The organism is Anoxybacillus sp. LAT27 (assembly GCF_022030075.1).
GTDB lineage: Bacteria > Bacillota > Bacilli > Bacillales > Anoxybacillaceae > Anoxybacillus > Anoxybacillus kestanbolensis.
Genome location: NZ_JAIWYK010000422.1, coordinates 98,706 through 122,061, shown reverse-complemented (window position 1 = coordinate 122,061; position 23,356 = coordinate 98,706). Strand labels below are relative to the sequence as shown.

Sequence of the window (23,356 nt, the reverse complement as noted above, 5' to 3'; positions counted from 1 at the left end):
CAGATGCAGGCGATGCTTGTTTGTGCTGCGATGAATTTAAAGAAATTAGCAAACTGCCTATGGAGAATGGGTATCTCTCCTCTTTTTCAATTATGTATGTCGTTATTTTCGTCGGTTCATCAAGGGAGACAAATGCCCAAATGGAACAAAATGGTTGAAAGACAGGTGTCTTCCAACCATTTTGTCAACAGTCTGAAAGACCTGAACGTACAGGTCTTTTAGTCAACGAATGGAGGAACAAGATGTTTTGAAAAGGACTGAATGTCAATACGGCCATTTTTATAGTAAATACCTAAAATATAATCTCCTTCTCCCCAAGAAGCCATTTGTAAACATTGTTCAATCTTTTCTTTATCGTGAACGACCATTTTTGCTTCTTCTCGCTCAACCATTTCAGGTGTCCAGTCATACTGTGGAACTTGTTTTGTGTTTTTAATAATTTTGATTTTAGCAATATCATCAGCTGTCACTCTCGCTTGTTGTAATAAACCGCGATCTTGTAGCCATTGTTCAATCAGATGGTACGATTTTTTCCATTCTATTCCTTGTTCTTCGTATTTTTCATACAAAATGCTAATTGTACCCCAACTGCGATTTGTTGTAGTTTCATCAAACGTTTCGTGTAAAAGTTGTTGTTGCAAGACTGTTAAAAATGATTCAATATCAGCACGATCTTGCAAGCGAACGACTTTATCTTCCGAACCAATTCGAATTTGTAAAATGTCTTCAAAATTCGTCTTACGTAAAATTGGATAATGATTTTTTTTAAACTCAATGGAATTAAAAATCGGCTTATAAAATTGATTGTATAAATTCGTTGGAACAGTATATTCGCGAACGATTCGTTCTCCATTTTTTAAGTCATAGCCGATAACAACGTTCCGTCTATCGTTACCTGGATATGTTCGTTGTTCAATAAGGTGTTGATGAAATAAATAAATATTTCTGATATTTTCCTTTTCGTAGTAAAAGGCGTTTTCCTCGTCTATTTCATCGTTTTCAAAAAAGTATATGTGGTCACCGAAATATGCTCGTTCAATTTCGTTTAATGACGGTTGGTACGTCTTATATCCAAATAGATCAAATGTAAATAATAAACCAACGATACTCATAAATACCACATATCCCATGTATTCTTTCCAACGATTAAATACACGCCACGTTTTTGCTAAAATCATGCGGGCGATGATGTAACCAAATAATGATGAAAATACGTATCCAAAAATCACCCAACTCATCTTTTGCTGCATCTGTCCAAAATATGCTCCACCGACAAGCATGACACAAAACGTGAAACCGTATGTAAATACCGGGCGGAGTGGACGAAAGACAATTGCATCGGTTGCCATTTCAACATGTCTTTTTTTGTACAACCATATACTAAGTCCATAAAACATAAAAGTCAGCACAGTATATATCAATATTTCGAGCGGTTGGATTCGTTCTGTCTCCCAATTTAGTGCTTGAATAAAAGGAATCATCTCATTCAAGCTAGAAGATAAATAATATTCGTATGCAAAGCCGTACAAAAGATATTTCAAATTAAATATAAGTAAAATAAATATTCCAGCAGGGAAGAAAAAGAGAATGTAGGCGAACATGCCTTGTAAAATGGACATACCAGTGAGCATCCCAACAAACACAGCTCCAGAAAATAATAATAAATTCATCGCAACGGTACTAACAAACCAAATAGCTACATGTTTAAATGAATATAAAGGAATCGGAAGGAACGGCTTCATGACGATTAAACATATTGCAACGATTGTGATGGGCACGATTAAAATAATTATTCCAACAACAATATGTTGAAGAAACAGCACCTCCCGTTTGATTGGCAGACTATGCATGTGGTCAGCTGATCGCTTCACTTGCATATAACGAAATAAAAAAATAGCGAGTAAAATAGGGAGTGTGAACATCAGGGAAAACTGAATGATACTTCCAATATCGAATATGCGCCCTGTTTGATGATGCATAAGCCAATCTTTGTTTTCGCTCATCATAAAAATATGAATAGGCAAAGCAAAAAGTAAACCGATGAAATAAATAAGCGAGACCCAACCGACGTTGCGAACAATTTGAGTAAATATTCCACGATTAAACAAGAATGTTTTCAATGGCATATCCTTGTTCCCCCATTTCATAAATAAATATTTCTTCTAACGTTAATGGTAATAAATCAAACAAAATTGGTTCATGCTTTTGAATATGTGCAATGATGTCTTCTTTTTTTCCGCGAACGATACAAAGTAAAACACTACCACGCTGTTCTTGATAAATAACATCCATGTGTTGAAAAAAAGAAGAAGGAGCTTGCTCATGAAATGCCACTTGGACTTTATGAATATTGGTTTTTAAATTATCTAGCTCTTTTTCAATGATGAACGAACCGTGGTGTAACATGCCAATACGGTCACATAAATCTTCTACTTCAAATAAGTTGTGCGAGGAAATAACAACGGTCATTTCTCTTTCCGCTACGTCCTGGAATAAAACGTTTTTCACTTTTTGTCTCATAACAGCATCTAGTCCATCAAGTGGTTCGTCTAAAATAAGCACATCAGGCATAGTGGAAAATGCTAACCAAAATGCAACTTGTCGCTGCATTCCTTTTGACATCCGATGAATTTTCTTGTTTAGGTCAATTGGGAATAGTTCTTTCATGTTGTGAAAACGTTCTTCGTTCCATTTTGGATATATATGACGATAAAAGTCCGCCATTTGTCGAATTGTTGTATGTGGGAAGAAATAAAGCGCATCAGGTAAAAAAATGATTCGCTCTTTTTGCTTGATGTTTTCGAAAATTGGCTCACCATCAATAGTAATCGTTCCTTTGTCTTGTTTATAAATACCCGCAATCATTTTCATCAGTGTTGTTTTTCCAGCACCATTTGATCCAAGTAATCCATAAATCGACCCTTTTGGGACGGAAAATGTCACATCTTTAATCGCCTCTAATTCTCCAAATCGCTTGCTTACATGATTAATTTGAATCAATTTCCTCTCCTCCTCGCATCGTGCTTTGTGCACGTTCCACAATCGAAAAAATATGTTCTTTTTTTACCCCGATATAAAATGCTTCTTGACATAGTTTGAATATGCTTTCTTCTAGCTGTTTTACTTTTTCATCGTAAATCGCCTCTTTTTTGTTGGCGACGAAACTTCCTTTGCCCGGAATAGAGTAAATATACCCTTCTCTTTCTAACTCTCGATATGCCTTTTGGATGGTGTTAGGATTAATTGTTAACTGTTTAGCGAGCAAACGAACAGATGGCAGTTGCTCATTCGGTTTCAGCACATCGTGAATAATCATCTCTTTCATTTTTTCTATAAGCTGTTCATAAATCGGTTTTCTGCTTCGTAAATCAAGATCAAACACATCTCCACCTCCTCCCTACCTGTACCAACTGTAATAACTGTATTATATTAAATAATACGGTTTTTGTAAATAGTCATAAATATTTTTTGAAATTGAATAAAGCACTCGGCTCAAAAGAACAGACCGAGTGCTTCTAACTAACCTGAGTGTTTATTCAGAATGACTTTAAATTAAATTTTTTCATTAATTCCTCTTTAAATTTATAATTCTTTGCTTCTTGAGGCACGCCAACTTTTTCGCCATCATTACCAGGAATATCAATGTTGTGTTTACCCTCATTGACACCAGAAATTACGTACAGATCATCGTATTTAAAATCGGGCACAAGAAGTAGCATGTAGCTATGGTTTTTATCCATGTTTCGGTAGTTATTAATTGAAAATTTAGTCTTTCCGGGCATAATACCATTATCGTAAACGTAGCTTGGTTCAGCTACCTTGATAATATCCCCAGCTTTATAATCGTGAGTAGTTCTATTTTCAAGGACCTTATTTATTTTAAACTGAGTAATTGTATACGCATCTACTGTAAACCCTCTCTCATCGAATGTTACGAAGTTCTCACTTTCAATTGGTTTTCCAGTGACAACAAGTTGAGAAAAGGTAACCATTTCATCTACTGTGTTAAAGGATACTTGTTTAGCATCAATAGTTGATAAACTTACTTTTTTATCAGCCGACATATACCATAGACTTGAACCGAGAGAAATAAAACCTAACAGAGCTATTGAAATAATAATAATCTTATTTTTTTTCATATTCGTAATATCTCCTTTCATCTATTAATTTCCCCATTTTTGTTTTAGATGGTCTTTATCCGTCTGTTGAGGGGATCCGTATGTTGTTAGTTCATACTCCTTCATTACAGAGGCACCTGAATTGTCATTATGTCTCAAGCTTAGTGCGTGTCCAAATTCGTGAATGATAACGTCAGTTGATTCAGCAGAAGTTAGTGTGTTCATTTGAGGTGTATTGAGTCGAATTCTTGAACGATCCCTTGCATCCTCCGGATTTACTTGACGCCATCCGAAAAAGCCATACGTCCAATAATCTGCGGTAGCATAAACGGTTGAGCCGGAGATAGTTCCTGCATAAACAACAATGCTATAATATGTAGGCTCAGAAGTGACTTGTGAAATAGCAACCTTTGAAGAAATGTTATTCCAAGTTGCATATGCGGTGTCTGCACGATTATGGTAACCCGCACTGGAAACACTAGCATCACGCCAATACTTAAGGTTTTGTGCCCCAGTATATCCATTAGGATTATAATGATCTGAGTGGGCGTTAACTAAGATGGTTGGTAGTAAAAAAGCTAGACCGAGAATAAGTAATAAAATTCTTTTGACTTTCATAATTTCATTCCTTTCTATAAAATGTTAATTTCATGGATATCATTCTCTATCGATCCTCTTCATTCCTTTCTTTTTTACAAAAATATTTCGTCACAAACGAAGAAGCGTAGAATAATGGTGAAATGTTATTCTTGGGAATTCTATACTCATTAAGCACCATTTCATTTCAATGTATATATTTCTGATTTATATCTAACAATACGTTAATTGTAGTTTTCAAAAAATTAAAAAGCCGCCCAAAAGGCAGCTTTTTAATTATGGCTGTGTCCATCGTTGTTCATATTTCCGTCTTGATGACCATCTTGTTGCATATTGTCGCCATGACCGTGACCTTGTCCATCATTTTTGTTTTGCATCATTTGTTTCTTTTTCATATAACGCTCATGAGCAACTTGATCAACATCTTCCCAAGATACGATCGTTGCATTTGGTTGTTCGCTTACAAACTTTTCAGCATCTTCTTTCTTTACAAAAAACGCATATCCGTAGTTCATCGGTGTTTTAATGTCTGCTTTCACTACTGTCGCATTTTGTAATTCAATCCATTCGAATGTGTTGTAATCGCGTACATATTTTTTTGCAGCTTCACCGTGATCGCGTTCGTAGTTAAATAAACACCCGATGTCATCAAAAAACAAGACGTCACCGTTTTCTGTCACAGATTTCGCTGTGAATTTGCCGAGTTCATTTTCTTTTGGATATACTTTCATGTTACAAAACACACATACAGTGTTTTCATCAGGTTCAGCCATTGCTGCTTTCGCGAATACATCCTCTTCATTTGACTGTTCCATATTTTGTTCTGTTTGTTTTGTTTCTTCTTGCTTATCCTCTGCTTGATTGTTGTTGCACCCCGTTAATCCAAAAACAAAGGCTGCAATCAGTAGAATGATCCATTTTTTCATTGCTGAAAATCCCCCCTTTTTCGTTCAATCCGTAGTTCAATGTACTACATAATTGTGAAGTTTATTTGAAATGAATGTGTTGAAAATGAAAAAAAGCGGCATTACACCGCTTTTTCTGTAAAATAATGCTTATAATATCCACCGACTTTGCCACGATTATCGATAATAAAATAAAAATCATCTGTTTCGTTTTTCACTTCGTACTCTTTGCCTGGTGTTAATACGTTATGTACAATGTATTTCTCTGCGTTCGTATGATTACATACAACTGTTTTAATCGTTGGACGTTCATGCCAGTTTAAATGAATCATCTTTTATTCCTCCCTCAAGATCCTTTATATTTGTTCAAAAATTTAGCAAGCTCATGTAACGCTTGTAATACAGCCAGATGTTTATCGTTTCCGCTCGCTTGCGCCGTGGCCACATCTTTAAACTTGGCGTGCGCTTCGTAAGACCCGTTTTTTTTGTATACATCTACCCGCACAGTTCCCCTCGGATGTGGAACGATAAAAAACTCCATTTTTTTCATTTTTCTCTCCACCTTTAAATCAAGCGTTTATTTAATTTAATAATAGTAGAAAATACGTGAGTTTGAAAGCATTGTTTTACATGGGGAGAAAAAGATATGTCTTTTACCCTTTTAATCAAGACGACGAATGGTGTAACCAGATTCGATTAACACACGTTGAATTTGATCAATATGCTCCCTATTTTTTGTTTCAAGGGAAAAACGTATTTCGGCTTGTCCAGGAAGAACATTCGTTCCCATCCGTTGATGATCAATGGACATGACATTAGCTTCTAAATCCGCGATAATGCGCAACAATTTATTTAGTTGTCCCGGTTTGTCAGATATGACCGTTGAAAATGTGACGAAGCGTCCTGATTCAACGAGTCCTCGTTCAATAATGCGTGAAATGAGTGTGACATCGACATTCCCACCACTTAAAATGGCGACAATATTTTTTCCTTCAAGTGGAATTTTTTTGTACAATAAAGCTGCTAGTGAGCAAGCTGCCGAACCTTCGACAAGCAATTTGTTTCGTTCGAGTAAATATAACATCGTTCGTGAAATATCCGTCTCTTCGACACAAACAATATCGTCGACATATTTTTGTATGTATGAAAACGTTAAATCTCCAATTCGTTTTACAGCGATGCCATCTGCAATTGTATTCAATGGAGTAATCATAACGGGCTGATTATGTTGTTTCGCTGCTGTCGTGCTCGCGCAAGCAGTCGACTCAACGCCATATACGCGAATAGAGGGGTTTTTTTGTTTCATCGCAACGGCTAGACCAGCGAGCAAACCACCTCCTCCAACCGGACAAATCACTGCGTCAATATGATCTAGTTGTTCGAATAATTCTAGCCCGATTGTACCTTGGCCAGCGATCACAGCTGGATCGTCAAAGGGATGAACAAACGTTGCTCCTGTTTCTTGTTGCAACTTTCGAGCATATTCCAACGATTCATCAAATACGTCTCCGTGTAAAATGACGTTTGCCCCATAACTTTGTGTCGCTTGAATTTTACTTAATGGAGCTCCTTTAGGCATGACAATTGTGCATGGGATACCGATCATGCTGCTTGAATAAGCAACCCCTTGAGCATGGTTCCCTGCTGAAGCTGCGATGACTCCGCGACTTTTTTCTTCTTCACTTAATGACATAATTTTGTTATAGGATCCTCGTACTTTAAATGAACCTGTTTTCTGTAAATTTTCTAACTTCATGTATACACGATTATTCGATAAACGACTAAATGTTTGTGAAAATTCAAGAGGGGTTTTATGAACGACTGCTTGCATTCGTTGTTGAGCTTCTTGAATATGTTGCAACGTAATCAATGGTTTTCATCCTCCTTTGTGTCCTTTTTATTATATTTGATTTACAGAGGTGCAATCAATTGCCTATTGTTTTCTTTTTTTGTTTTATATTGATTATTTAGAACATAGTTTAACTAATTAAAAAGTGCAAAAGAAAGAGCTATGCGCTCGGCACAGCTTGTTACAGTCCAGCAGATCGTTGAAGACGTTTCGCTATTTCAAGAAAATCTTCGTATGAAATACCTGGGGCAAATGTTTCTTCTACTGTTTCTAAGTCGGGAAGCGGTGCTCCAGCCGGCGTTCCTTGAATAACTTCAAGTTGTCCTCCATCAATCGGATGTGTTCCTTTCCAAATTTGCTTTACATCTTGATAATTATGTTCGCTAAATGTATACAATTTTCTATGCCAACCTTGTGCTTCATACTTTTTTGCTGCATCAAATTTATCGTTACTCAAATTTGGGATTAGTAACATTTTACGTCAACCCCTGTAACAATTTGAAGAGCTTTGGCATATGCGATGACGTGAACCCCTCCTCGTACAAGTAAATAACCAATCATTTCTCGTGCAACAGGATGATCTGTTTGTAGTTTGTTTATTCTTGTAAACATGTAGTCTCTCCCTTTTATTTCGGCATAATCCAAACGATTTGCTGTATACGCACAAGAAAGAGGGTGTCGTTACTTTTCAACACAATATGATCAGGCTTCACGTCTTCGACTGTACCGTGTACGTTTCCACGCACTGTTTCAATCACTACTTCTTTTCCTCTAATCGTTTGTTACGTTTGATAAACATAAGGGGCAATGAAAGACATAAACTGAGGTGTCATGTTCTCTCCCCCTTCTCATTGTTTCTTTTTCATTTCTATTTTTGTTTATCACATTTTTCATTTAGAACATAGTTTTATAAAATTTCATTTACATACTAGTCGATTCATTCATTTTGCGTTAAACTTCAACATAGAAATAGTGGAAATGAGGAGTTAGAAACATGGAGAGTTATGAGAAACTAAAACAAAAAATAAATGAACTTGAGGAAGAACTAAAATTATATAAACGTTTTGTTGAACATATTAATTTTCCATTTTCATACGTTGATTATGAACTCGGAAAAGTCATAAAAAAAGAAAGAAATGCTCCTTCTCCAACGATTGAAACAATAGAAAAGGATATCAACCAAACATCGATCCTAAAATGGAATATTGATTTACAAGAAGATTATCCGTTTGAACAAGTGGAACAATTTTTAGCTCCTATTTTTGATCTCGTTTCTCATCATATTGTTTTTGTTGATGCTGAAGGAATCATTACATTATGCAACTTGCAAGCGGCAAACGATGTTGGAGTAAACCGAGACGAGATTATTGGGAAACATATTCGTGAATTGTTGAATATTCCCGATGAACAAATTATGACGTTAAAAACGTTGCGGACAAAACAACCACTTTATAATTGTGAAGTACTTGATCGATATTACGGCATCGTTAATACACGCATTTTATATAACGAAGATGGATCAATTAAACGCGTTATTAGTATGTTTCAATCGCTGAATCAAATGAAAGAAGCAGAAAAGCTGGCGATCGCTGGGCGAATTGCGGCAGGGATTGCCCATGAAATTCGAAATCCGTTAACAACTGTGCGAGGGTATTTGCAGTTTTTAAAAGAACAATTGCCAGAACATATTGTTACTCTTATTGATCAACTTTTAATTCCTGAACTTGATCGAGCAAATGATATTATTACAGACTTTTTAAACATCGCAAAACCAAATGAAGTAAAAGCAGAATGGATTCAAATAAATCACTTCATCCAAAATGATGTAGACCTTTTACTAAAAAGTGAAGCACTTCTTCATAATGTAGAACTTTCATATGATTTAGATGAAAAATTACAACATTACGCTGTTTATATCGATAAAAATCAACTGTTGCAAGTGCTCATTAACTTATTTCGCAATGCGATTGAGGCGAAAACAGAAAAATCGTTACGTGTAAATATTGAAACAAAATTGCACAATAACCTTGTTCAAATTTATGTGCGTGATAATGGACCTGGAATTCCTTCTACCATTATCCATCATGTGTTCGATCCATTTTTCTCGACAAAACCAACGGGGACAGGTCTCGGTTTATCTTTGTCGCGAAAAATTGTTGAACTTCATAAAGGATCGATGCGTGTACAAAGTGAACTCGGTCACGGTTCATGTTTTATTATTGAACTACCTGCTTATCTAAAAAAATGAGGCTGCAATCGTGCAGCCTCATTTTTACGCCTCTTTTTTCAAGTTTACTTGTTTTTCTTTCCAACATTGCACTTCATTGTCTACACCGATATTCCGCGCGTAAAATACAGGATTTTTTCCTTGTTTTCGTTGTGTCATATAGTCTTTTAATGCTGCAAAAGCAACTCGGCCGAGTAAGAAAATCGAAACTAAGTTCACGATTACCATAAATGCCATAAATAAATCAGCTAGATCCCATACGATTTGAATGCTTGACACAGAACCCCAAATGACCATTCCTAATACGGCAAGACGATACATAAGCAACGATGTTTTGCTTGACCGGATAAATTCAATATTTGTTTCACCGTAATAGTAGTTTCCGATAATTGAGCTGTATGCGAATAAAAACACACTTACTGCAACAAATCCTTTTGCCCATTCGCCAATATGTGTGCTTAACGCTGTTTGCGTTAAAGTAATTCCATCAAGACCTTCTTTCATATAATCGCCTGATAATAAAATCATAAATGCTGTCGCACTACAAACAACTAATGTATCAACGAATACGCCCAATGTTTGAATTAACCCTTGTTTCACAGGATGTGAAACTTCTGCTGTTGCGGCAGCATTTGGCGCACTACCCATTCCAGCTTCGTTTGAGAATAAACCGCGCTTAATTCCCATCATGATCGCTGCGCCAAAGCCTCCACCAACGGCTTGTTCAATACCAAATGCATTTTTGAAAATTAAAGAAAATACTGCTGGCAACTCCGTAATGTTCGTTAAGACAACATAAAACGCAATCAATAAATACAAACTCGCCATCACTGGAACAATAACAGATGATACCTTCGCTACACGATGCACACCACCGAAAATAATAAAGGCAGTTAAAATAGTAAGCACAACACCAATCACTGTACGGTCCATTTGAAAAGCATGTTCAAACGCGAACGTAATCGTATTTGCCTGAACAGAGTTAAATACAAGACCAAATGAAAACGTAATTAAAACAGCAAACAATATACCAAGCCAACGTTTCTTGAGCCCTTGCTCGATATAATACGCTGGGCCTCCACGATAACCATTTTTATCTTTTATTTTATAAATTTGGGCAAGTGTGCTTTCCACAAAACTTGATGCCCCCCCAATTAGAGCAATTAGCCACATCCAAAATACCGCACCAGGTCCACCGACAGAAATCGCTAACGCAACACCGGCTAAGTTACCTGTTCCAACGCGGGACGCTGTACTCATAAAAAACGCTTGTAACGACGAAATCGCACCTGTTTTTTCTGGCCCTTCTGTAATGACACGGAACATTTCACCGAAATAACGAAATTGAACAAACTTTGTGCGGAACGTAAAGTACAACCCAACGATAATTAAAAGTGCGATCAAAACGTACGACCATAATATGTTGTTTAAAAATGATACGATCGTTTGTAATAATTGCATACTCGTCACCTCACCTGATGTTTATAATTAAAAAACGACTTTTTCAATGTAACAAAACATAACATGAAAAGCAAGAGGATTATCTATGAATATGCAAAAATGATATGTTATAATATCGTCTGTCTATATTTTTACACGTATTTTTGGAGGAAAAAATGAAAGAAACATCTACGTTAAAAGAAAAAATAAAACAGTTCTTACATATACTACTTCCTGTTTTTCTTACCCAAATCAGCCTATATATGATGAACTTTTTTGATGTGACAATGACAGGAAAATATAGCGCAGTTGATTTAGCAGGTGTAGCCATCGGCTCAAACATTTGGGTTGCTATATTTACAGGAATTGGCGGAGTATTGACAGGTCTAACTCCAATCGTTTCCCAAGCATTTGGGGCAAAAGATCATGAGCGTATTTCTCGAACAGTCGAGCAGACAATATACTTGGCAATCGTTTTTGCCTGCTTTGTGTTGACAGTTATTTATTTTCTCGTCCCTATTTTATTGGAAACCATGTATATCGAGAGCAATGTTCAAATCGTTGCCCATCAATATTTACAAGCATTATGTATTGGCATTATCCCAATTTTTATTTATTACGTTCTCCGCTCCTTTATGGATGCCCTCGGTCAAACAAAGGTTACAATGATGTTAACGTTATGCTCACTCCCTTTAAACGTTTTACTAAACGATATATTCATTTTCGGACGATGGGGTATCCCCGCATTCGGGGGAGTCGGTGCAGGATATGCCACAAGCATCACGTATTGTTGCTTGTTACTATGTGCGTTTTTGCTCGTTCGCTTTCGTAAACCTTTTTCAACGTACAATATACTTAAGAAATTTCATCCGATCTCGTTATCCATTTGGAAGCAATTAATTTTGATCGGTACACCTATTGGACTAGCGATCTTTTTTGAAACGAGTATTTTTTCTGCTGTCACGTTGTTAATGAGTCAATTTGGAACAACAGCAATCGCCGCTCATCAAGCGGCATTAAATTTCGGTTCACTTTTATATATGATTCCACTAAGCGTTTCACTTACTTTAACCATTATTGTTGGTTTTGAAGTAGGTGCTAGTCGCTTAGAGCACGCAAAACAGTATTGTATCATCGGTATTTCATCTGCTGTAATGATGGCTATTGTTGCCTCTATCGTTCTACTATTATTTCGTGAACCGATCGCTTTCCTATATACGAATGATAAACACGTTTTGCAATGGACGAAACAGTTTTTGTTATACGTTTTATTTTTCCAATTTTCTGATGCTGTTGCTGCCCCTATTCAAGGCGCATTACGTGGATACAAAGACGTTCGTTTTCCGTTTTTTATTGCGCTCGTATCGTATTGGTTCGTTGGTTTGCCTGTCGGATATATATTCGCTCATTATACAACTGCTGGACCGTTTGGATATTGGATCGGTCTTATTACCGGTCTAGCCTCAGGCGCTATATTGTTATTCGTACGGTTACGACAAAAATGGAAACATATATAAAAGCAAGAGGGAGCCCCCTCTTGCTTTTTAGCACCAAGCTGCACCGACGATAATAAGCAAGATAAAAAGTACGACGATGAGCACAAACGTTTTTCCGTATCCTGGATAACCATAACCATATCCATAGCCATATCCGTACATGATACATTTCCTCCTTTATCGTTTAATTAATATCCCCAGCCACCAATATAAGCACTACCAACAATGATTAACAAAATAAACAATACAACAATTAACGCGAAACCACCGCCGTGATGATGTCCTCCACTCATCTTTTGACACCTCCTTCTTGTACTAACAACCTATTCAACGACTAGGGAAAACGTTATGGTTTTTGAAAAAATGGGTAAAAAAACGCCTGTCTCACCGACAGACGTTATACGTTTAATGATTTTTCTCTTCGTTTCTCCCATGTGCTTGAAAGTGAAAATAAAAGCAAAGCCGTCCAAATACAACTAAATGCATACATATGAGCGTTTGTAAACGGCTCGTGAAACAAAAACACACCAAGCAATAAACTTAATGTTGGGGAGATGTACTGTAAAAAACCTAGAACAGTTAACGAAATATGTTGAGCCCCTTTCGAAAAATATAAAAGTGGCAGAGCGGTTGCGGGGCCAGCACCCGCAAGCAAAAACATTGTTGTCAACGAAAAAGAAGACCCATGCCATTGACTAAATGAATGAATAATCCATGCTAGAGCAAAAGGAGCAACAAACATCGTTTCTATCGTTAAACCGATTGTCGCATCAACTTTGATCACTTTTTTCACAAGGCCATACAACGCGAAACTACAAGCAAGCGACAATGCAATCCATGGGAATTTACCGTATTCAACTGTCATAAACACCACACCAACAGCCGCTAAAATAAATGATACAACTTGCCATTTATAAAGTCGTTCTTTTAACACAATAACTCCTAATACGACATTTAACAATGGATTCATGTAATACCCTAAACTTGCTTCAATCATATGATCATGATTGACAGCCCATATGTAAATAAACCAATTGGCACTAATAAGAAACGCTGCCATAACGGACGCTACGGCTTGCTTTTTTTCTTTCCATAACCATTGACATGTACGCAAAAATGTAGACCAGCTTTTTTGAATAAATAACAATGCCACCATAAATAAAAAAGAAGTGACGATTCGATAAGATAAAATCTCTTCTGCTCTAATATGTTGCAGCATTTTCCAGTACAAAGGCAATATTCCCCATAATACATAGGCAAATAGAGCGTAAATCGCCCCTATTTTTTTATTCTCCATTTTGTAACTCCCTTCTTTCTCTCACTCCCCGCGAAACATGTGGTTTTGTTTGTATGGTTCAATATGAACGTGTGCATGAACGACTCCATATTTTTGCTCGAGCAGTTGTTCAACTCGATCTGCAATATCATGACTTGTCACAACATTTAAATAGGGGGCAACACAAATTGTAACATCGATGGCCACTTCATTGCCATACATTCTTCCTTTAATGTCTACTACTTGTTCCACACCGTCAATACGTTCAATTTCTTGTTTATATTGCTTTAACATATTATCATCAAAACCGTCCGTCAATGTATGGGAAGCTTCTCTAAAAATATCCCATGCTGTCTTACAAATCATAAATCCAATAACAAACGCCGTAACAGGATCAAGCCAACGTATATGTAACTGAGCGCCAATGACCCCAGCAACTGTGCCTACACTAACAAGTACATCAGATAGATGGTCTTTAGCCGCAGCAGCAAGTGCTTGACTATTTGTCATCATCGCTAAACGTTTGTTAAATATATATACGAAAAACATAAATATAGCTGAAGCACCCGCTGTCCATACCGCTATCCAATCCGGTTTGACATACTCCCCTTCTTTTAACGTTTGCATCACATTTATTAACACATCCACTCCAATTGACATCATGATAAACGCTGCAATTAAAGATGAAATGTGTTCTGCTCGGGAATGGCCGTATGGATGGTTGTCATCGCGTGGTTTTTTTGCAATAAGCAATCCAATTAAAATAGCGGTAGAGGCAAGAATATCCGTAAAATTATTCCACCCATCAGCTTTTAATGCCTCAGAATTTGACATATATCCGATGTACAACTTAGCTAAAGAGAGAATAATATACGAGCCGATACTGACCCATGCCCCTAATTCTGGTTTCAATTGCCTCATATATTCACCAACTTCTTGAACATTTTTGCGTTAACATTGTACCAAGCACCCATGATGTGGGTCTATAGCAACAAAATTGGTTCATTGAAGAACAGTAGGAAACGTGCAATAACATTGCCTTTAACCAAATTTACTGTTGACGTCTAATAAAAAAATGTGATAAAGTGTTTAATGTTTCATCACTCTACCAATTTATCAAACTAAAGTGTTTTTTCGGAGGTCTTGATTATGAATGCAGTTGTCATCTCAGTACTCGTCATGCTCATTCTTAGTTTAATGCGAATGAACGTCGTATTTTCGTTATTAATTGCATCATTAGTAGGAGGATGGATCGGAAATCTTGGTCTCTCCAAAACGGTTGAATCATTTTCAGAAGGACTGGGGAATAGTGCAGAAGTCGCGTTAAGTTATGCTTTGTTAGGTGGGTTTGCCATCGCTATTTCAAAAACAGGATTGCCGAATGCCATTGTTCATGTGATTATAAAAATCGTTGGAAAACAAGGGGAGGAAAAAAGGACACAATATTCCAAAGCACTTGTTCTTCTTTTCATTTTATTGATGTCTTGTTTTTCACAAAACTTAATTCCAATCCATATTGCGTTTATTCCTATTTTGATTCCGTCACTTTTGCACATCTTAAATGAGTTGCATGTGGATCGTCGGTTAGTCGCATCAATAATTACGTTTGGTTTAATTACTCCATATATGTGGTTGCCGACTGGATTTGGGGCTATTTTTCATGACATTGTACAATCAAACATGGCTCAAGGTGGGTTGGTTGTTGCAAAATCAGATATTCCAAAAGCGATGTTTTTCCCTTCGCTTGGAATGATTGTCGGTTTGCTTCTTGCTTTTTTCACATATCGAAAACCGCGTACGTATAAACAAGTAAAACTAGAAAGTGAAGGAACTTCGTCGTTTCAACGACGTGGGGTATGGTTTGCTGTTATTGCTGTCATCGTTGCTTTAACTGTGCAACTTGCTCTCGATTCTATGATTTTTGGAGCATTTGCAGGAATTGTCGTCATTTACTTAAGCGGATGTATCCGTTTAGCAGAAAGTGATCGTTTATTAACAGAAGGTATGCGCATGATGGCGTTTATTGGGTTTGTTATGTTAAGTGCCTCAGGCTTCGCCAATGTATTAAAACGAACTGGTCATATTGAAAAACTCGTTGAACAAGCTGCTTCACTTATTGGTCATAACGCAACGTTTGGTGCATTGCTTATGTTAATTGTCGGACTACTGATCACAATGGGAATTGGGTCTTCGTTTTCTACCATTCCAATTATTGCAACCATTTTCGTTCCGCTTTGTATGAAACTTGGGCTTAGTCCGATGGCAACGATTGCGATTATTGGTGCTGCTGGTGCACTTGGTGATGCTGGATCACCTGCCTCTGATAGCACACTCGGCCCAACATCGGGTTTAAATGTTGACGGTCAACATCATCACATTTGGGATACATGCGTCCCAACTTTTATTCATTACAATATTCCTGTTATTATTTTCGCATGGATCGCAGCAATTGTGTTATAAAAAGGGAGCTACTTTCACACAGTAGCTCCCTTTTTGTCGAAATTTCGGCGCACATTCCGACATTTTTTTTAAACGAAATATGTTAATGTATTGTAAAGTATATTTCAAAATTGTAAATACGCTCGAAGGAGGAATGAGAACGATGATTTCGCAATTTATCGGCCAAACAGAGGCTGCAATCCTTCGCTTTTCTGTGTCATTATTGACAGAGATCGAATTAAAAATTATAAAAAAACAAATTATTTCACAACATCAGGCAATGAAATACGCCAAGAAACAGATTGATTTATTCGTTAAACAAATGCATTTCCGTCAAGCGCTAATCGCCGTGTATCGATCGGAATTATATATATACATCTCTAAAAAACTAGCACATGTATTTGAAAAATATTGTGTATTCAAATGTGTGTAACTTTATATTTTTTTTACGATTTGAAAATATTCTTCCAACGTAATTTGTTTCTCATAAATAACTTTGGCAGCTTTTTTACCAACATAACGCAAATGCCAAGGTTCGTATTGGTATTTCGTAATATGCTCTTTTCCCTTCGGATAGCGAATAATAAAACCAAATTCATGTGCATGTTGAGCTACCCACTTTCCCTCTCGTGTATCACCAAATGTGGGTGTAATAGCATATTGAACACTCGGGCTTGTAATATCGATCGCCAATCCTGTTTGGTGTTCACTCTTTCCGGGCATCGCCACAGCAACAACTGCTTTCTCTTCCCCTAATCGTTGAACTTCGGAGGCAAATAGTTGTTGCTGCCGCTCATATGAGCGATATCCTGATACAGCATATAGCTCGATTTGTTGTTGTTTCGCTGCTGTAAACAGCGCTTCCAACGCTTTTGCAGCTTCCGAACGCATGTGACGTTTTTCGATATTCGCTTCTTTAAATGTAAACGGAACATTTGGAATGACTAAGTCAGCTGGCTTGTAGTCAGCTGGTAATTGCTGTTCTTTATTTACTAAAGCTAGTACATTATCTGGATTCATAATAACTTTTACCCCATTTTGCACTTCGATTTGATTCCAAAATTGTTCTTCAAGTACAAGCTCTTCTTGTTCCTTCGTTTCGGAAGATGGCATTGGTGTTTCAGAAGATCGCTCTTCAACTTGTACGGGGGGTTTAGACGGTTTTTGTTCTTGCTCAAGTGATCCAAAGGATTGACAGCCACTAGTTATTATCAAAAAACAACATAACCATTTTTTCATCTTTTTCTCCCTCACGAATAGAAGAAAGCTCCGCGAGGAAAATGATTCGCAGGAGCTTTCTTTATTTTTTAGTTTATTGGCGAATCGCTGTTTCAAGAGCGACTTCGATCATTTCGTTAAATGTTGTTTGGCGCTCTTCAGCCGTTGTCTCTTCCCCTGTTAAAATGTGATCGCTTACTGTTAATACCGATAATGCTTTTCTGCCAAATTTAGCGGCTAATGTATAAAGCGCTGTTGTTTCCATCTCTACAGCCAGTACACCGTATCGTGCCAGTTTTTCAAATTGTGCATTTTCATTATAAAACATATCAGCTGTAAATACACTGCCAACTTTTAGTTGTAATCCTTTTTCTTTTCCAATTTCGTACGCTGTTTTTAACAAGTCAAAGTTAGCTGTCGGAGCGTAATCAATTCCTCCGAACGTCATGCGATTCATTTGGGAATCGGTTGACGATGTCATCGCTAAAATGACATCACGAACTTTTACATCTTTTTGAATAGCACCACATGTTCCGACGCGAATTAATGTTTGAACGTTGTAGCTTTGCATAAGTTCTGTAATATAAATAGAAATAGATGGTACACCCATACCTGTTCCTTGAACGGAAATACGATGGCCTTTATATGTACCTGTAAATCCTAACATACCACGAACTTGATTATAGCAAGTAGCTCCTTCTAGAAACGTCTCGGCAATGTATTTTGCGCGAAGCGGATCTCCTGGAAGTAAAATTTTATCTGCAATCTCATGTTCTTTTGCTCCAATATGCACGCTCATATGTATCCTCCTTTAATCTTTATCGTTGCATATATACTATACCACACTCCTATATTTCACTAAAGCATTGTTTTTCATGTAATAAAAAAAGAGGGGATTCCCCTCTTTACGACATTTTGCGAAAATACTTTGGTTTCACGTATAAAACCTTTTTATCTTCACTTACAACATATTTTTTCTTTGCTTGCTCATAATGTTCATATATTAAATAACAAACAACATAAATTGGTAACATCGCTTCTAAAGACGCTAAATAAATGAGGTAAAATGGGTGCTCACTTGTTTCAAACATTCCACTAAACACATAGTAAGCGCTTGCAATCACCACGTTAGTGATGCTAATGTTCGCCAAATGAAGGAGGAAAATTTTCTTTCTCCGCCCAATGAGCCGCTCTAATTCGAATTTAATGAACAAGGAACAAAAAATCGCAACAATTCCGACGATGGAAGAAATCATAAATGCAAACATCGTTTTTCCCACCCTGTATGTATATTTTTTATGATGTTGTCGATGTTAATGGATGTAACTACACGTAAAGGAGGTTTCTAATTGGGAAAAAAACATCGTAACCGCATCAATAGCCCAAAGAAAAATAACCATGTTCCGAAAGAAACATTGATCGCTGAAGCTGAAGCACACGATAAAGAGTACAATGCTGATAAACGAAAAAAATAATCCCCTTGCACGCACAAGGGGAATTTTTTATCATACTCTAACCTTGTGCTCATTGTCTATATACAATATAGCACAATTTTGTGAACATTTAAAGACATTTTTTAACGCACATGCATACGGTGAATACGTTCCCATCCATCCGAGCTTAAACGATAAAAAAATTGACCGTATATCCCTTCATCAATAAGCAATATATCACCTGTACTAACATATCGCGCACGATAATCTTTCGGTACTAAATCTGGAACATTAAACATGCGATAAACTTCAGCTAATACGTCATCATGATCCTCACCACTCACCGTCAATCGATATACTTGGCGATAGCCTTTCGTTTGACCAAATTGTGGTGTTTGAAATAACGTTACATCATAGCTTTTTGTTGATTTTAATATTTTCCCCATGAACATCCGAATCACTAACATCCACTCCCTTTTTTCTTTACGTAACATATTAGTGATTCATTTTGTCGATTCCTTTTGCATTTTTTTACTATTTTTGTCGAATATATGGCTCTTCACCACAAGTTGTACTTGATCATTGAAGATCGGTGTGCATAGAGAAAATAGAGAGTACAAAAAATGCGAATTTTCCTGTATGGTAAAGGTGACCAAACCAAACCATTGGAGGAAAATTCGCATGTACTCTCAGTTTATCAAAGAACTCATCGATTTACCAGATGTTTTGATTCAAAAGGTACGAAAAGAAGAAGAACGTTGGATTTTTGAACTTTCTCTCCCCGAACAATGCCCATTATGTCCTGTGTGCTTGAAGCGCACGATCAAAATGACAGGCAAAAAGAAGCAGTGGATGCATGGCTATGCTCAGCGAATCGGAATCTTTTGGATTGAACTTCCTGTCGAGCGCAGACGTTGTGGTACGTGTGGCGCGACGTTCAGCACGTCCTATCCAGGGATCCCTCCTCGAAGTGTGGCAACGAATGCTTTTCAGCGATGGGTGGCGCAATCTTGTATCGGGACATCCATACAGGCGGTAGCTCGCATGCTCAAGCTTCCTTACACGACCGTGGAACGTTGGTTTTATACCCATGCCCCTTCCTTCCTATCGAATGATATCCAACCGAAGGCGGTTTGTGTCGATGAATTTGCGTTTCGAAAAGGGCATGACTATGGAGTGGCGGTCATGGATGCCGACACGGGAGAAGTGTATGCCATTGAAGAAGGAAAGAACGAGGAAGCCATTGGGCGTGCATTGGCTCATGTGTCTCGTTCTGTTCAGGTTGTCGTGAGCGATTTGGCTCCAGCGATGAAAAGAGCGATTCAAGAAATTTGTCCAGAGGCGACTCACGTGGTCGATTATTTCCATGTCATTCAGCTGTTTACGAATGCTTTAGAACGTTGTCGCAAATATTTGGACAAAGGAGGCAAGAAACACGGAAATGTTCGTTACGTTTGCCGTTTATTGAGCCAATGCCCAGAAAAATTGACAGAGGAAGAACGTCAAATCATACGAGAATGGTGTAATGAAAGCGATTATCTAAAGTCGGTCTACCAATCGCTCCAACATTTTCGCTATGTGTCCAAAAGTAAAGACGAGCAACAGGCGAAACGACGTTTGGAGGCTTGGATTTACCGATATGTATGTTGTCCTTGTTCGGCTGTACGTGCCATCGCAAAATCGCTTGTCAAACGAACAGATGAAATCATATCGTGCATATTGTCACCTTATTCGAATGGAAAAATGGAGGGAACGAATAACAAGATCAAGCTAATCAAACGTAGGGGGTACGGATACAGAAATATCCATCGTTTTGCCTTGCGGGTTCGCCTAGAAACAGCTAACATACTTTAATGGCAGATGCAAGTACATCTTTTGGTGATGAACCATTTTTAGTGACCTCTTCATTTTATATTGAAACATCAACATTTTTCGACAATAATAGACATATATTCTATTTTTCTTTGAGGGAGGGGCTTGCCGTGGAAAAACATATACATATCCCACATGCCCTTTTTACGAACGAACAGTTTTTGTTCAACATCATGGATCAGCTGTTTGATATCGTCTTCTTAATGAAAGTGGAAGAAGGACCACGCTTTCGCTATGAACGTGTCAGTCCCGCCGCTCTCCATTTAGCAAGTTTGACGGAAAAAGATATCGGAAAATGCATCGAAGATATATACGACCATCACGTTGCGAATCATTTAAACGAACAGTATATGAAAGCGTGGGAAACAAAATCGTTCGTTACCTTTCGCGATCGCATGAACGTCGAAGGAATGCGTTTTGCGGAGTCTACGTTAATCCCGATTTTAAACGAAAAAAATGAAGTGACGCATATTGTCGCATGTACGCGCGAAATTACTGACGTCCTACAAAAAGAAGAACAGCTAGAAGAAGCTCAACAATTAATTGATTCCTTATTCACACATTCACAAGAAGCGTTTATTTTATTTGATTTATTCGGACGGATTATACGTATAAACAAAGAAGTAGAACGTTTATTTGAATTACGAAAAGAAGAAATCATCGGGAAAACATTATTTGATGTCATTCCAGCATACAAAGAAAATATCGAACAAACGTTGGCACGGCTAAGCGAAGGAAAACCGTTACACGCCATTCGTCTGACAATGAAGACGAGAAACAATAAGAACATATACGTTTCCGTCAATGCTTCTCCGCTGTTAAACAAAAACGGAAACATTATCGCAGGATTTGCTAGTCTTTTAAATATTACCGACTTGATTCAGACACAAAAGCAATTCAAACAAAGCGAAAAATTGCATCGCCACATTGTTGAAGCATTTCCTGAAGCGATCATCATCCGAACAGACAATGAAATCACATACGCCAATTCCGTTGCCCTTCGCATGTTTAAAGCGTCGACGCTCGACGATTTAAGACATAAGCCGATTCAACAATGGATCAACACAGTCCAACAAACCATCACAGCAAAAGACGGTGAAATGATCCCCGTACAAATTGACGTACTTCCATTCCCATATGAAACGAATCGGACGACACTAATGATGATCAAACCGATCGAACCGATTGCTGTAAATCAAAAAGAAGAAGCAGATACAGAAAGAACCGAGTTTATCGAAAAAGTAACTGACCTTCTTTTTACACATGAAGGAGTCGCTATTCTTTTAGTCGATGTGTACCAATTTAAATTCATTAATAGCTTTCTCGGTTATGAAAACGGAAACGAGCTATTAAAACAAATTGGGATACGTCTTAACAAAGTTGTGGATCCCCACACATTGTGGACGCGAATAGGTGGCGATCAATTTGCGATTGCCCTTTCATACGACAGACAAGATGAAGTAAAGCAACTTGCTAATATGGTAAAAGAAACACTTCAAGAACCTTACACAATCGGCGATCAATCCATTCGAATCGGCGTTCACATCGGCATTAGTTACGCGTACGATGCGCAACTATGTGCAGACACGTTAACGAACAATGCGGAAAAAGCATTATATTTCGCGAAAACAGAAGGAACAAATGTGATTAAAACATACGAGCCGCATATGTCAAACGTTTTTACACGAAAAATGCAGCTCGAATATGCCCTTTCATCTGCTATTGAAAATGGGGAACTTTTTTTACTGTATCAACCAAAAGTCAATTTCCATACGCGCTCGTTTAGCGTAGAAGCGCTCGTCCGTTGGAAGCACCCGCAGTATGGATTTATCAGTCCCGCTGAGTTTATTCCAATGGCGGAAGAAACAGACGCCATTTACGACATTGGAAAATGGGTGTTGCGCCAAGCTTGCCGCGATGTTGCGTTTTTGCGTCAAAGCGTAGCAGGGTGCATGAAAATCGCTATCAACTTATCTGCCAAACAATTTTTAGACGAACATCTTGTCGAAGATGTTCAACATATTTTACAAGAAGAACATTGCGATGCTTCATGCTTTATTTTGGAAATTACTGAGACAACGATTATTAAAAACCCGGAACAAGTTGTGAAAACGTTAGAGCGTTTAAAAAAGCTCGGCTTTTCGATTGCGGTAGACGACTTTGGTGTCAGTTATTCATCGCTTGAATATTTAAACCGCTTCCCGATCGACGAAGTAAAAATTGATCGCTCATTTATTCAAAACATGATAAACAATGAAAAAAGCAAAGAAATTGTAAGTGCCATTATTTCTTTAGCGCATAACTTACAGTTAACTGTAACGGCTGAAGGAGTCGAAACAGAGCAACAAGCGCAATTTTTAATTGAAAAACAATGTGAACAATTGCAAGGTTTTTACTTTAGCCGCCCGGTCTCGCTTGAACAACTTCCAAGCACAATCGCATCATTAAAACAAATAATGGACACGTTAAAACCCCCGATGTAACTC

The 23,356-nt window shown here is 37.6% G+C and carries 26 protein-coding genes and 1 pseudogene; 7 read left to right on the top strand and 20 right to left on the bottom strand.

The window, feature by feature from the left end; translation table 11 throughout:
* Positions 1-218: 218 nt before the first annotated feature.
* The 11 genes and pseudogenes from LD028_RS11570 to LD028_RS11520 all read right to left on the bottom strand — a co-directional run bounded on the left by LD028_RS11570 (position 219) and on the right by LD028_RS11520 (position 8,245).
* Complete coding sequence (locus LD028_RS11570) at positions 219-2,126, bottom strand: DUF6449 domain-containing protein (RefSeq protein ID WP_035019623.1); 1,908 nt, start codon at positions 2,124-2,126, stop codon at positions 219-221.
* Positions 2,101-3,000 (bottom strand): ABC transporter ATP-binding protein, encoded by a 900-nt coding sequence (locus LD028_RS11565; protein ID WP_006318534.1) that lies wholly within the window; start codon positions 2,998-3,000, stop codon positions 2,101-2,103. The genes LD028_RS11570 and LD028_RS11565 overlap by 26 nt, the downstream gene beginning before the upstream one ends.
* Positions 2,987-3,382 carry a GntR family transcriptional regulator gene (locus tag LD028_RS18435; protein ID WP_006318536.1) on the bottom strand — a complete coding sequence of 132 codons (396 nt, stop codon included), beginning with the start codon at positions 3,380-3,382 and terminating at the stop codon, positions 2,987-2,989. Before LD028_RS18435 ends, LD028_RS11565 begins: the two co-directional genes overlap by 14 nt.
* A gap of 154 nt (positions 3,383-3,536) precedes the next feature.
* Positions 3,537-4,160, bottom strand: coding sequence for a hypothetical protein (locus tag LD028_RS11555; RefSeq protein ID WP_006318538.1), 624 nt, complete (start codon positions 4,158-4,160; stop codon positions 3,537-3,539).
* Between the two features lie 3 nt (positions 4,161-4,163).
* Positions 4,164-4,736: a zinc metalloprotease gene (locus tag LD028_RS11550; RefSeq protein ID WP_006318540.1), complete on the bottom strand. Its 573-nt coding sequence runs from the start codon at positions 4,734-4,736 to the stop codon at positions 4,164-4,166.
* 251 nt (positions 4,737-4,987) lie between these two features.
* Positions 4,988-5,641 (bottom strand): nitrous oxide reductase accessory protein NosL, encoded by a 654-nt coding sequence (locus LD028_RS11545; protein WP_006318543.1) that lies wholly within the window; start codon positions 5,639-5,641, stop codon positions 4,988-4,990.
* Positions 5,642-5,742: 101 nt separating this feature from the next.
* Positions 5,743-5,952: a DUF6501 family protein gene (locus LD028_RS11540; RefSeq protein ID WP_006318546.1), complete on the bottom strand. Its 210-nt coding sequence runs from the start codon at positions 5,950-5,952 to the stop codon at positions 5,743-5,745.
* Positions 5,953-5,966: 14 nt separating this feature from the next.
* Positions 5,967-6,170, bottom strand: coding sequence for a hypothetical protein (locus LD028_RS11535; RefSeq protein WP_035019624.1), 204 nt, complete (start codon positions 6,168-6,170; stop codon positions 5,967-5,969).
* A 111-nt stretch (positions 6,171-6,281) separates the two neighbouring features.
* Positions 6,282-7,490 (bottom strand): threonine ammonia-lyase, encoded by a 1,209-nt coding sequence (ilvA, locus tag LD028_RS11530; protein WP_006318561.1) that lies wholly within the window; start codon positions 7,488-7,490, stop codon positions 6,282-6,284.
* A gap of 160 nt (positions 7,491-7,650) precedes the next feature.
* A pseudogene (locus LD028_RS11525) lies at positions 7,651-8,054 on the bottom strand (manganese catalase family protein); the annotation flags it as partial.
* Between the two features lie 41 nt (positions 8,055-8,095).
* The gene (locus LD028_RS11520; protein WP_237811897.1) at positions 8,096-8,245 is read right to left on the bottom strand and encodes a DUF2642 domain-containing protein; all 150 of its coding nucleotides are present in this window, start codon (positions 8,243-8,245) and stop codon (positions 8,096-8,098) included.
* A 218-nt stretch (positions 8,246-8,463) separates the two neighbouring features.
* On the opposite strand from LD028_RS11520, the gene LD028_RS11515 reads away from it, so the two are divergent.
* Positions 8,464-9,717 (top strand): two-component system sensor histidine kinase NtrB, encoded by a 1,254-nt coding sequence (locus LD028_RS11515; protein WP_237811895.1) that lies wholly within the window; start codon positions 8,464-8,466, stop codon positions 9,715-9,717.
* 24 nt (positions 9,718-9,741) lie between these two features.
* Here the strand turns inward: LD028_RS11515 and LD028_RS11510 are convergent, their stop codons facing one another.
* A complete protein-coding gene (locus LD028_RS11510; RefSeq protein WP_237811894.1) occupies positions 9,742-11,157 on the bottom strand; it encodes an alanine/glycine:cation symporter family protein in 1,416 nt (471 codons plus the stop codon).
* Positions 11,158-11,312: 155 nt separating this feature from the next.
* On the opposite strand from LD028_RS11510, the gene LD028_RS11505 reads away from it, so the two are divergent.
* A complete protein-coding gene (locus LD028_RS11505) occupies positions 11,313-12,653 on the top strand; it encodes an MATE family efflux transporter (RefSeq protein WP_237811893.1) in 1,341 nt (446 codons plus the stop codon).
* Between the two features lie 27 nt (positions 12,654-12,680).
* Here the strand turns inward: LD028_RS11505 and LD028_RS11500 are convergent, their stop codons facing one another.
* From LD028_RS11500 to LD028_RS11485, 4 genes are all read right to left on the bottom strand, one after another.
* A complete protein-coding gene (locus tag LD028_RS11500) occupies positions 12,681-12,794 on the bottom strand; it encodes a YjcZ family sporulation protein (protein WP_006318569.1) in 114 nt (37 codons plus the stop codon).
* Between the two features lie 26 nt (positions 12,795-12,820).
* Positions 12,821-12,925, bottom strand: a complete 105-nt coding sequence (locus tag LD028_RS11495) for a YjcZ family sporulation protein (RefSeq protein WP_021094060.1) — start codon at positions 12,923-12,925, stop codon at positions 12,821-12,823.
* A gap of 104 nt (positions 12,926-13,029) precedes the next feature.
* Positions 13,030-13,929 carry an EamA family transporter RarD gene (gene rarD, locus LD028_RS11490; RefSeq protein WP_237811892.1) on the bottom strand — a complete coding sequence of 300 codons (900 nt, stop codon included), beginning with the start codon at positions 13,927-13,929 and terminating at the stop codon, positions 13,030-13,032.
* A gap of 21 nt (positions 13,930-13,950) precedes the next feature.
* On the bottom strand, positions 13,951-14,829 hold the full coding sequence (locus tag LD028_RS11485) for a cation diffusion facilitator family transporter (RefSeq protein ID WP_237811891.1): 879 nt from the start codon (positions 14,827-14,829) through the stop codon (positions 13,951-13,953).
* 228 nt (positions 14,830-15,057) lie between these two features.
* Between LD028_RS11485 and LD028_RS11480 the strand changes: the two genes are divergently transcribed.
* Both LD028_RS11480 and LD028_RS11475 read left to right on the top strand, forming a co-directional pair.
* Complete coding sequence (locus LD028_RS11480) at positions 15,058-16,368, top strand: Na+/H+ antiporter family protein (RefSeq protein ID WP_237811890.1); 1,311 nt, start codon at positions 15,058-15,060, stop codon at positions 16,366-16,368.
* A 133-nt stretch (positions 16,369-16,501) separates the two neighbouring features.
* Entirely contained in the window at positions 16,502-16,780 is a 279-nt protein-coding gene (locus LD028_RS11475) for a hypothetical protein (protein WP_237811889.1), read from the top strand.
* Positions 16,781-16,782: 2 nt separating this feature from the next.
* Here the strand turns inward: LD028_RS11475 and LD028_RS11470 are convergent, their stop codons facing one another.
* From LD028_RS11470 to LD028_RS11460, 3 genes are all read right to left on the bottom strand, one after another.
* A complete protein-coding gene (locus LD028_RS11470) occupies positions 16,783-17,586 on the bottom strand; it encodes a M15 family metallopeptidase (protein WP_237811888.1) in 804 nt (267 codons plus the stop codon).
* A gap of 73 nt (positions 17,587-17,659) precedes the next feature.
* Positions 17,660-18,364, bottom strand: coding sequence for a purine-nucleoside phosphorylase (gene deoD / locus LD028_RS11465; protein ID WP_077428415.1), 705 nt, complete (start codon positions 18,362-18,364; stop codon positions 17,660-17,662).
* Between the two features lie 106 nt (positions 18,365-18,470).
* Positions 18,471-18,833: a hypothetical protein gene (locus tag LD028_RS11460; protein ID WP_035019629.1), complete on the bottom strand. Its 363-nt coding sequence runs from the start codon at positions 18,831-18,833 to the stop codon at positions 18,471-18,473.
* A gap of 81 nt (positions 18,834-18,914) precedes the next feature.
* Between LD028_RS11460 and LD028_RS18030 the strand changes: the two genes are divergently transcribed.
* Positions 18,915-19,040 (top strand): hypothetical protein, encoded by a 126-nt coding sequence (locus tag LD028_RS18030; protein WP_255707113.1) that lies wholly within the window; start codon positions 18,915-18,917, stop codon positions 19,038-19,040.
* Positions 19,041-19,141: 101 nt separating this feature from the next.
* Here the strand turns inward: LD028_RS18030 and LD028_RS11455 are convergent, their stop codons facing one another.
* Positions 19,142-19,492, bottom strand: a complete 351-nt coding sequence (locus tag LD028_RS11455) for a hypothetical protein (RefSeq protein WP_004890336.1) — start codon at positions 19,490-19,492, stop codon at positions 19,142-19,144.
* A 187-nt stretch (positions 19,493-19,679) separates the two neighbouring features.
* On the opposite strand from LD028_RS11455, the gene LD028_RS11450 reads away from it, so the two are divergent.
* Together LD028_RS11450 and LD028_RS11445 are read left to right on the top strand one after the other, a co-directional pair.
* Complete coding sequence (locus LD028_RS11450; protein ID WP_237811887.1) at positions 19,680-20,852, top strand: ISL3 family transposase; 1,173 nt, start codon at positions 19,680-19,682, stop codon at positions 20,850-20,852.
* 128 nt (positions 20,853-20,980) lie between these two features.
* Complete coding sequence (locus tag LD028_RS11445) at positions 20,981-23,353, top strand: EAL domain-containing protein (protein WP_237811886.1); 2,373 nt, start codon at positions 20,981-20,983, stop codon at positions 23,351-23,353.
* Positions 23,354-23,356 lie beyond the last annotated feature (3 nt).